Consider the following 269-nt stretch of genomic DNA (forward strand, 5'->3'; position numbering starts at 1 on the left):
ATATAAAACCACTAGCACCAATCAGATGAAGAATCTCAACTAAACGAGGATATGCTCTTTGATAATAACTCGATGCGGTCATAAGTGGAATAGCTTCTGGAACCATCAAGCCACTTTCATTTATTGAAGCATTTGTTTCTGCTCTAAGTAAGAGGGATTTCATAATTTCAAGCGTGATAATAATCTCACTCAGTTTTTCTTGTACATGTTGATATTGTGTTATCGCTATTGTATCAGCTAATGCTTCACCTAAACCTAAAATAAATTCT

1 protein-coding gene is annotated in these 269 nt (G+C 34.2%); it reads right to left on the minus strand.

All coding sequences use genetic code 11. The annotated features are described in order from the left end of the window. A partial coding sequence (locus AOA60_RS26420; RefSeq protein WP_305887063.1) for a 4-hydroxyphenylacetate 3-hydroxylase C-terminal domain-containing protein occupies nucleotides 1-269 on the minus strand: 269 nt, incomplete at both ends.

Origin of the sequence: Pseudomonas sp. 2822-17 (assembly GCF_002742485.1) — a bacterium.
GTDB lineage: Bacteria > Pseudomonadota > Gammaproteobacteria > Pseudomonadales > Pseudomonadaceae > Aquipseudomonas > Aquipseudomonas cyclaminis.